The organism is Moorena bouillonii PNG (assembly GCF_001942495.1).
Lineage (GTDB): Bacteria > Cyanobacteriota > Cyanobacteriia > Cyanobacteriales > Coleofasciculaceae > Moorena > Moorena bouillonii.
Genome location: NZ_MKZS01000001.1, coordinates 685,130 through 694,574, shown reverse-complemented (window position 1 = coordinate 694,574; position 9,445 = coordinate 685,130). Strand labels below are relative to the sequence as shown.

Genomic DNA, 9,445 nt, shown 5'->3' with positions numbered 1-9,445 from the left:
ATGAGAGATGAAGGACTTGTTCATGCAACCGTTTTTTTTGTCAAGTACAATTTATACCAAATTAGATGCGATTACCCTGGGGAAGGTTGCTAGGGCATAATTTTTAGGATCACGTTTAACCGTACCTGAACCATCGTAGGCCAGTTTGGAGGTGTAGGCTGCAACAACCTCTATTACTTTACCTCCCAACTCTGCCCATTTCATTTCTGTGAAGTCGCGAATTTTTGCCTTGAGCCATCCATGAAATCTTTGCCGTAGGTTGGATCGCTTTCGTCCACCCTTTGGCTTCCATCCTTTGAGGTTCTCAAATACGATGGCTAATGAATTAAACTTTTCAGCAATCTCAACAATTCGCTTGGAAACAGTATGGCCAATCTGGTTATTGATTCTTCGACATTTTTGGTAGGTCTTGGAGCAGAATCCTTTGTGAAGTTTTCCACCTTTTCCCATCGTTTTAGATGCCCGTACCGATACGGATTTTAGTCGCTTGTCCCTACGGTCTATGTCTCTCCCCGGGTGAATAAACTCGCGGTGGATTACAGTGCCGTCATGAGTGACAACCGCTATTGTTGCAGTAGTATTAATTCCTAAATCTACGGCAGTTACATTAGCCTCTGGTTTACGTTTTTCTGGTTTACAAGTAAATGGAACTGATAAATGACAAACTCTTTCATTGAAAACCAACGAAGGAGACATCATTTTATTGGTGGCTACCTGATGGCGTTCCCTTAAACCAGTGATTTGAACCACAGTCCAAACCCAGTCAGAACCGTTGAAAACTTTGATCTCGACTTGGTCAAAGCCGTGAAGCTTATAACACTGACCTTTGTACAAAGCGGGGTAACAGCCAGTATCTGCATTTAACTTTGGAGGCTTGCTGTCCCGTCTCTTTCGGATACCCGATTGCCATTCCCTGTAACGATTTACAAAACTACTAACTTGACCCGCTGCAAAAGCGATTCGGCGTAGCCGACGCTTCGCGAACGCAGCACGACGGTAGTAGCTAGGGAATTTGTAAAAAGTTTTGTTAAATTGAGGATACTTGATATTAGGACGTTTGGCTGTTTGATGCATTAACTGCTCAACAGCAGGAGTTAACTTATCTGCTGTTAAACCCCCTAGCTCAGACCAATGAGTATAAATGATTCCGACCAAATACCGACAAGCTTGACGATACACCTTAATTGTCTCACCGAACAGTATCCTTTGATCTGGAGTCACATCATTAAGTTGCCATTTGTCAGTTCGTATGACTTTGGTTGGCGTTTTCACGCTTTCTAACAAACTCTCCTGTCTTTAATATTTTAACCTATAAAAGATGAGACGACAATGTGGCCTACGGCCTCCGCTTCTTAACCCGAATAATTTGTGTTCCAGCTTTTAGTAAACATCAGCAGCTTGCTCCTTAACCCCCACCTGGACGTTCGCGTAGCGTGGCCTACGGCCAGGTGGGGGAATGCGTCGCATCTTTGTTCAAATTGATCCTCTGCAGCCCATGCATCTGCCTCACAGGTAAACTCTTGCACGCTCAATTTCTGTATTTTGGTTTGCCAGTGGGGTGTTGCTTTGGCTAAGTTTCTTCTGCAGTTGCTTGAGGTCAGACTCCTTGGGCTTCTGAGTTTCCACCACAAACCAGTGTTGTTGCACTCCTGGGTATTTGCTACACATTATCGGATCGGCGATAGCCTTCGATTCCTTTCTCAGTTAATTCTGATTGTGAGACTGTGAAGTGCGGAATATCGGCAAAATGGTTAATCTTTCAAGAACATTAAAAATACTTACATTTTCCCGATTTCCAAGAAACCAGTCGTTAGGCTTGATATATAGAGCAACAATTCATTCAAAAAACGCGATCGCATACACCCATGCTATTTCACCTAGCCAACCTCCCTTACTGGATCTTTTTGGGTATGGGAGTTCTACTGTTTCTGTTAGTCATTATTTCCGGTGGCGGAGACGATGAGATTGATATAGATGCAGATGTAGATCTAGATGTGGATCTCGATGTAGATGCAGATGTCGATGTCGGTACTGATACAGATACTGATGCCGATGGTGATTTAGGCGGTATTGAAATTCTAGGATGGCTAGGTATCGGCAAAGCCCCCCTAATTTTACTCTTGGCAACAGACTGTAGCCTTTTGGGACTTTTCGGCTGGATGTTCAATGTCATGATTGGTGGTGTTACTGGCAGTATTCCCACCGGGTTTTTGGCAGGGGTGGTATCAGTAATGTCATTGTTCCTGACCCTAGTTACCGGAGGATTCATCTCTCGACCGATAGGAAAAATTTTCGCCTCCTTTGGAGAAGATACCAGTAGCGATCGCTTAGTTGGCTGTCACGGTACAGTTTCCTCTGCCACCCTTCCCAAGGAAAACCAAGGCAAAATCGGTCAAGTCGATGTCCTAGATCCAGCTCGTAATTTAGTTACAGTTAATGCCACCTTACCAACTTGGGCAACAGTTACTCCTAAACGGGGTAACAAAGTATTAGTGATTGATCGGCACCATCATAACTATCTCGTAGTGCTTAAAGATAGTGCTGATCAGCAAGCCTGGTTAGACAATGCCCATTAGTTAGCAAGGGCGTACAACCTGCTGTGATGTATATAAGTTGCTCAAGATTATCAAAAATTTTCTGATCTGCCCTGATTAGTATATATAGCTCCATTTATCTTAAATCTATTTAGCCATGTCAAACTCATCGATGAATACAACAGTGCAAACTGTTCCGGTACAGTCATCTATAGCCCAGCTTCCTCCTGGAATTCTATTTTTCCCCGGTGTGATTGGAGGTCTGATTGTATTATTGCTATTAAGCATCTGGGCTTACACCAGAGTTTATGTCATCACGCCCAACAACGAAGCATTTTTGCGGACAGGTGGTGTCTTTGTCAAAAAGAAAACGGTTATTCTCAGTGGCGGGTGTGTGGTTTTGCCAGGATTTCATGAACTTACCCGTATCCCACTCAGAGAAATTTCTATTGATGTTGAGCGCACCGGTAACCTAGCAGTTCGGACCCAAGACTACCTGCGGGCTAATATGCGGGTAACCTTTTATGTCTGTATCAATGCCAATGAAGAAGATGTGATTACTGCTGCCCAACGACTGTCTCGTGAAGGTAAAATTTCCCCCGAAGATATTAAAGAAGCTATCGAAAAACGGGCGGATGATGCTATTAGAGCAGCAGCTAAGAAAAAGAATTTGGCAGAAATTGATTCCGATAAATTAGGATTTGCTGATGAAGTGTTGAATTTAATTCAGCAAGACTTAAGAAAAGTCGGATTAACCCTCAATAATATCGCGATTTCTGAGATAGAAGAGAGTGATACCTACGATACGAATAACTTCTTTGATGCCCAAGGAGTACGTCTGCGCACGGAAACCATTCAACAATCAATTCAGCAAAAAACTGAAGTTGAGCTAAATACCAAAGTTGCCATTGAAGAGAAAGAACTAAACGCTCAAAAGCAATCCCTACGCATTGCCCAAGAACAAGAAGAAGCTAAACTGGGGCAAAAGCTTGAGGTTGAAGCCCTAAAAGCCCAGCGTGAGCGGGAAATAGAAGAAGCTAAAGCCACAGAAGCAGCCACAATTCAGCGGACTAAAATTTTACAGAATAAGTCTGTAGAAGAGGAAGAAATTCGCAAGCTACTAGCCTTGCAGCAAAGCCAAATTGAAGCCGATATCACCCTCGAAGAACGGAATAAAGCCCTTAAGGTAGCCCAAACCCTACAAAAACAAGAAGCTGAATTGGCAGAAATTAATCGTCAGAAAACCTTAGAAGAGGAAAAGATTCAACAACAGCTGGCAGTCCAAGCTAAGAAAATTCAGGCAGATATTGAATTAGAAGAACGGAATAAAACCCTCAAGGTGGCACAAATCCTGCAAAAACAGGAAGCAGAAGTAGCAGAAGTTACTCGTCAGAAAACCGTCGATGCTGCCTTGCTTAATTCTCAGGTAGAATTGGCAGAAGCAGAACGAGAGTCAAAAATTGCTCAACAAGACGCTGCGATCGCAATTTCCGAAAAAGAACGCGATCGCTTCAATTCCGAAGCCGAACGAGCTCAAGCTGAAGCCGCTGTAGCCACCGCAACGGAAGTAGAAGAAGCCGAACGGCAACAACGCCTTTCTATCATTGCTGCTGAACAAGAAGCCGAACAACGGCGGATTGGTGAGCAAAACGTGATTGAAATCGATGTATTCCGCCGCTCTCGTCAAGCTGAAGCAGCCAGACAAGCAGCAGAACTAGAAGCTGAGTCGATCCGCACCCTAGCAGAGGCAAATCGGGATAAAGCCTTAGCAGAGGCAGAAGGTAAACGATCCCTGATCGAAGCCGAAAATTCCATTAGCGATGCTCAGCTAACTGCTAAAATCATCACTACCATATGGCCAGAGTTAGCCAATCAACTACCAGAAATTGCCAAAGCCTTAGCTCCCCAGCCAGGAATTTTGGGAGATACTCGGATTTACTCCTTCCCCGGTGTCAATGGCAATAATGGTAACGGAGTTAGCAGTGTAGGTGACATCAACAAACTGCTACTGTCTACCAGTGGCTTATCAATGATTAATGGTTTGTTAGAGGAAGGCAAGCTAGGGGAGTTGATTAGTCAAATCCGCCAGATGATGAGTAACAACAGTAGCACAATCACCAGTAACACAATCACACCAAAGGATAAGAAAACCCCGACCACCGATATCATCCCATCACGGGCAGCAGCCACTTCAAACCTTACCGAAAAAAACCACCTTACCCAACCAAGCATCAAGAAACCTAAATCAGGGAAAGGCTAAGGTGCCCTTGACCCATTAATAATTTAATTCGCCACGGGTCGCACCTGAAGTATGAAGGTAAGCATTCAGCACTCAGCGTATGCGCTACGCGCACGCTACGCAAACAGCCGTCAGCTTTTGGCTCACGTTACTTGAGGTGCTTATTTGCTTCAAAAGCACCGATTGCGCTACTTGAGGTGCTGCGTGAACAGTAGCGTGGCCAAGAGCCTTTAGCTGATAGCTGATAGCTGATAGCTGAATGCTTACGTATGAAGAATTCATAATTGATACTTCATGCTTCACAATTCATAGTTTCTTTGTATAGTTCGAGCAATCTTCGCTCCAATTTGATAACCTAGCTAAAATAATCTCGGAAGAAAAACAGCGTGGATATTCAAATTGGGCGAGGTAAGATAGCTCGCAGAGCCTACGGCATAGATGAAATTGCACTCGTTCCCGGACAGCGGACACTCGACCCCAGTTTGGCTGATACTCGCTGGCGTATTGGTGGTATTGAAAGGGAAATTCCCATTATCGCCAGCGCTATGGATGGGGTGATTGATGTGTCCATGGCAGTCAAGTTGTCCCAAATTGGGGCAATGGGGGTTCTCAACTTAGAAGGGATTCAAACCCGTTATGCTGACCCATCACCCATACTAGACCGCATTGCTTCGGTGGGAAATTCTGAGTTTGTTCCCCTGATGCAGGAACTTTATAGTTCACCGATTAAGCCAGAATTGATTACCCAGCGAATTCGGGAAATCAAAGACCAAGGTGGTATTGCAGCTGTGAGTCTGACCCCTGCTGGAGCCAGTAAATATAGTCAGGTAGTGGCAGAAGCTGGTGCTGATTTAATGTTTGTTCAAGCAACAGTCGTTTCAACAGCTCACCTGTCACCAGAGTCTATCAATCCCCTGGATTTGGGACAGTTTTGTCAGGATATGCCCATGCCAGTAATATTGGGGAATTGCGTGACCTACGACGTTGCCCTCAATTTGATGAAAGTTGGGGCAACTGCTGTCTTGGTGGGTATTGGTCCTGGTGCTGCTTGTACCTCTCGGGGTGTCTTGGGTGTCGGTGTACCTCAGGCAACAGCAGTGGCAGATTGCGCTGCTGCCCGTGACGACTACTATCAAGAAACCGGTAACTATGTGCAAGTGATTGCTGATGGCGGTTTAATTACAGGAGGTGACATCTGTAAGTGTATTGCTTGTGGTGCTGATGGGGTGATGATTGGTTCTCCTTTCGCCCGTGCCAAAGAAGCTCCCGGACAAGGATTTCATTGGGGGATGGCAACCCCTTCCAGCGTGCTACCCCGTGGGACACGAATTAAAGTCGGCAGCACTGGCACACTTGAGCAAATTCTGACTGGACCAGCCCAAATGGATGATGGCACCCACAACCTTTTGGGAGCATTGAAAACCAGTATGGGAACCCTCGGAGCAAAAAACCTCAAGGAAATGCAACAAGTGGAAGTAGTGATTGCTCCTTCTCTGCTAACAGAAGGAAAGGTATACCAGAAAGCTCAGCAGTTGGGTATGGGTAAATAGTATAGTCTCTAGTTGAATACTGATCATTCTTAGTTGTTCATCAATTTAAAATTGAAACTTGACCATTGACAATTACCAAATATTATGGTAATTCATAAATTGAACAGCTTTTTTACAGGTTTCTAAAGTTCACGAACAACTGTTGTCAATAGTTAAAGCTAAATAGTTAAAGCTAAATAGTTAAAGCTAAATAGTTAAAGCGATGATTATAGATACTTATCGCGACCACCGCCAATCGTCAAAATTTTTCGACTGGCTTGGAAATTGCTGAAAAAAAATCAACGGTGACATACAATGGAAAAAGCGGAGACAAATGTTTCCGTTCACTCCTCACACCACACTCCGCCCGGACATAGTTCGGGCGGTTCCTTATTTTATATTGAAGGTTGAAAGTTGAAGGTTGAAGGTTGAAGGTTGAAGGTTGTTTGGTTGAAGGTTGTTTGGTTGTTCGCCTTTGGCGTTCGGTGTAGGGTAGGTTGAACGGCGTTGCTTAATAATGGAATGATTTTAAGAGTGTTTAGGTGCGCGCCTCCAAGGCCGGGTTCCCCGGCCTTGGGTCGCACCTGTGGAATAGGCATCTTGCCGTGGAATGGGCATCTTGCGTGGAATGGGCATCTTGCGTGGAACTGGCATCTTGCCAGTTTCATGCTTATTTTCGGGCGGGCAGGATGCCCACTATTAGAGTCGAACGAGGGATTCCTCCCTCGAACTCTCCTCCAGAACCGGACATGACTGTTCCCAATCATCCGGCTCCTCCTGGTGGCATTGGGATTGCCTACACTTTATGGGGATATTCCTCTCTTTGTTGCCAAGTTTTATTATGATGGCAATGAGAGTGGATGAGCTGTTTATTAGTTAGCTTGTCACTACCTCCAGCTCTCTTAGGGATGATGTGGTCTATTTCAAATAAATCATCAGACATAAATCTGTGATTACACAGGGCACATCTCCCTTTCTGCCTTTTCAGGAGTTTATTCACAGTGGGTTTAATCCCATGATATTTGACTAACCTTTCAGCCCAATAGAGCCAATCTCCATCATACGGGGATTTCCCTTCTTTCAGCCTTATCACCCTTTTTATGTGCGTGTCTTTATGATTTTGTAGGGTGTTTTGACCATCAGGTGTCCTGAATACCCAGCCTTCACCTTTATCTATCCACCAGTAATTAGCTATGGCTTCTTTTGCTCCAATATTTGGAGACCGATATTTAGCCCATCGCTCTAACTTTAGGAATAGTTTATTATCTAGTTGGCCAAATAGTCTGGAACTTACCACCGAATTATATTGGTTAGCCCATCCAGTAATCTTTGAGTTTAAATCTCCGATTAGATTAGCTTGGTCTGAATTTCTATGGCGGCGGACAGTGTCCTTTAGGTTTCTAAGATGCTTATCTATGGCATCTTTGCTTGGTTTTATTAGGGTTTTAAATCCTAGTGGATTTCCCTTAGTGTCCTTTCCGCTATTTATGTCATTGACCTCATATTGTCGGACATTGAAACCGAGGTAATCGAATCCTGCTTTTACTCCCTTCCTCCCTAAGGTATGCGCTATAGAAGTTTTAGCCTCTTTTAGGTTTAGTCCGATTTCTTTTAGCCAATCCTGGATGACTCCCTTTGCTTCTAGTATCATCTCTTTACTCTTATGGAGAACTACAAAGTCATCCGCATATCTATGAACCAAAGGTGGTCTGAGATTTCTTTTTGGAGGGAGATTATACTTTTGAGCTAGATGCTGGTAATGGTACCTTACCGGGTAAGTCTTGTTCATTAGCTGAGTTAACCCATGGAGGGCTATGTTAGCTAATAATGGTGAGATTACCCCCCCTTGGGGTGTTAAGTGCGGGAGTTTCTATGAATCCTTCTTTTCCTAAGGCTCCAGCTTTTAACCAAGCTTTTAACTGTCTCCTCATTTGAGGATAAGTGTTTACCTTATTTAACAGTTTTTCATGGTCGATTTGGTCAAAGCACTTCTCTATGTCCGCATCCAGCACGTAGTAACTGTTCTGATTTATGTCAGAGTATATTGCTGCTATAGCGTCTTTTGTGCTTCTTCCGGGTCTAAAACCGTAGGAATTAGGTTCAAACTGTGCTTCCCACTCTGGTTCTAGAGCTAATTTGGCTAGTGCCTGTTTTGCTCTGTCTTCCATAGTAGGGATTCCCAGAGGTCTTTTTTCTTTCCTTCCGGGTTTCGGTATCATAATCCTTCTAACCGGCCTTGCCTTTCCATCCAGCTCTAGGGACTGGGCTAAGGCTAACCGTTCATTTGGTGAGAAAGATTTCTTACCATCTATTCCGGCAGTTTTTTTACCTCTGTTATCCTGGGTTACTTTCCTTACGGCTAATAACCGAGCAGATTTGGATTTGGTTAGTAGTTTTTGGAGCTTTCTAGCTTTAGCTCGCTCCCCATTCTGTGAGGCTTTATAGATACGCTTTTGCAGCTTGAACACTGCCCTCTCAATGGATTTCCATTTGAGGGAGTTCCAGTTATTCAGTTCCACCATCACAGGATTGTGTGTATTGGACATAACTGCTACTCGTGTTCTACTCTTGCCAAACTCAGGGGTGTCCGTCTGCATATCCTTGGGCTTTCCCCAAGGCTTTGGCTTCTGACACCGTCTCGCCAAGATAGCCCATGAGGCTGAATACCTACCCTTTTAGGGAGCAACTATCCTGGTTACTTCGTTCCGTATGACCATTGACTGACCGGGTTGGGTACTGGCTATACACCGGAAGATGCCCATTTCTGGGGAAGGATGTCGAAGATGATAAGGAAAAATCCATTTCCTTATCATCTTCGAGTCGATAAAGGACTTAAGTCATTGTGTCCTAAATCTTGAATTGACGATGCGTCAATCACCAGTTCGTTGTCTTACCCTTTCGGTCTCCCTAGCGGCATGGGTCTTAAATGACTTCGACTTGCCTCCGCGTTTATTCCTTGCACTCGACTCTTTGATGTTCATTCTCGGAGCCTAGGAATATGGAGTAACCTGACATCAAGGCTGTAGGAGTTTAACCTACATGAATCATACAGTTAAAGGGTTTTACCCCTTCGGGCAGTCCCCCGGTTTTATCCGGTTTATGCCCAACGAATCGCACCTACTCCTATTCATTCAAAGACTGAC

Annotated in this window: 10 protein-coding genes; 4 read left to right on the top strand and 6 right to left on the bottom strand. The window is 44.4% G+C overall.

Annotated features, from left to right (window positions below; genetic code table 11):
* Positions 1 to 51: 51 nt before the first annotated feature.
* Entirely contained in the window at positions 52 to 1,272 is a 1,221-nt protein-coding gene (locus BJP37_RS02875; RefSeq protein ID WP_229415175.1) for an IS200/IS605 family accessory protein TnpB-related protein, read from the bottom strand.
* Positions 1,273 to 1,506: 234 nt separating this feature from the next.
* Complete coding sequence (locus BJP37_RS38290; RefSeq protein WP_158069377.1) at positions 1,507 to 1,668, bottom strand: hypothetical protein; 162 nt, start codon at positions 1,666 to 1,668, stop codon at positions 1,507 to 1,509.
* 197 nt (positions 1,669 to 1,865) lie between these two features.
* Between BJP37_RS38290 and BJP37_RS02870 the strand changes: the two genes are divergently transcribed.
* On the top strand, positions 1,866 to 2,576 hold the full coding sequence (locus tag BJP37_RS02870) for an OB-fold-containig protein (protein ID WP_075896325.1): 711 nt from the start codon (positions 1,866 to 1,868) through the stop codon (positions 2,574 to 2,576).
* A gap of 115 nt (positions 2,577 to 2,691) precedes the next feature.
* The gene (locus BJP37_RS02865; RefSeq protein ID WP_229415174.1) at positions 2,692 to 4,794 is read left to right on the top strand and encodes an SPFH domain-containing protein; all 2,103 of its coding nucleotides are present in this window, start codon (positions 2,692 to 2,694) and stop codon (positions 4,792 to 4,794) included.
* 84 nt (positions 4,795 to 4,878) lie between these two features.
* On the opposite strand, the gene BJP37_RS38285 is transcribed toward BJP37_RS02865, so the two are convergent.
* Positions 4,879 to 5,055: a hypothetical protein gene (locus BJP37_RS38285; RefSeq protein ID WP_158069376.1), complete on the bottom strand. Its 177-nt coding sequence runs from the start codon at positions 5,053 to 5,055 to the stop codon at positions 4,879 to 4,881.
* Positions 5,056 to 5,159: 104 nt separating this feature from the next.
* Between BJP37_RS38285 and BJP37_RS02860 the strand changes: the two genes are divergently transcribed.
* Positions 5,160 to 6,323 (top strand): GuaB3 family IMP dehydrogenase-related protein, encoded by a 1,164-nt coding sequence (locus BJP37_RS02860; protein ID WP_075896321.1) that lies wholly within the window; start codon positions 5,160 to 5,162, stop codon positions 6,321 to 6,323.
* 374 nt (positions 6,324 to 6,697) lie between these two features.
* Here the strand turns inward: BJP37_RS02860 and BJP37_RS35470 are convergent, their stop codons facing one another.
* Positions 6,698 to 6,901, bottom strand: coding sequence for a hypothetical protein (locus BJP37_RS35470; RefSeq protein ID WP_143727444.1), 204 nt, complete (start codon positions 6,899 to 6,901; stop codon positions 6,698 to 6,700).
* Positions 6,902 to 6,907: 6 nt separating this feature from the next.
* On the opposite strand from BJP37_RS35470, the gene BJP37_RS44205 reads away from it, so the two are divergent.
* Positions 6,908 to 7,147, top strand: a complete 240-nt coding sequence (locus BJP37_RS44205; protein WP_143727443.1) for a hypothetical protein — start codon at positions 6,908 to 6,910, stop codon at positions 7,145 to 7,147.
* On the opposite strand, the gene BJP37_RS44200 is transcribed toward BJP37_RS44205, so the two are convergent.
* Together BJP37_RS44200 and BJP37_RS44195 are read right to left on the bottom strand one after the other, a co-directional pair.
* A complete protein-coding gene (locus BJP37_RS44200) occupies positions 7,099 to 8,118 on the bottom strand; it encodes a group II intron reverse transcriptase (protein ID WP_330359484.1) in 1,020 nt (339 codons plus the stop codon). The genes BJP37_RS44205 and BJP37_RS44200 overlap by 49 nt on opposite strands.
* Before the next feature lies 1 nt (position 8,119).
* Entirely contained in the window at positions 8,120 to 8,848 is a 729-nt protein-coding gene (locus tag BJP37_RS44195) for a reverse transcriptase N-terminal domain-containing protein (RefSeq protein WP_143727441.1), read from the bottom strand.
* Positions 8,849 to 9,445: the final 597 nt, after the last annotated feature.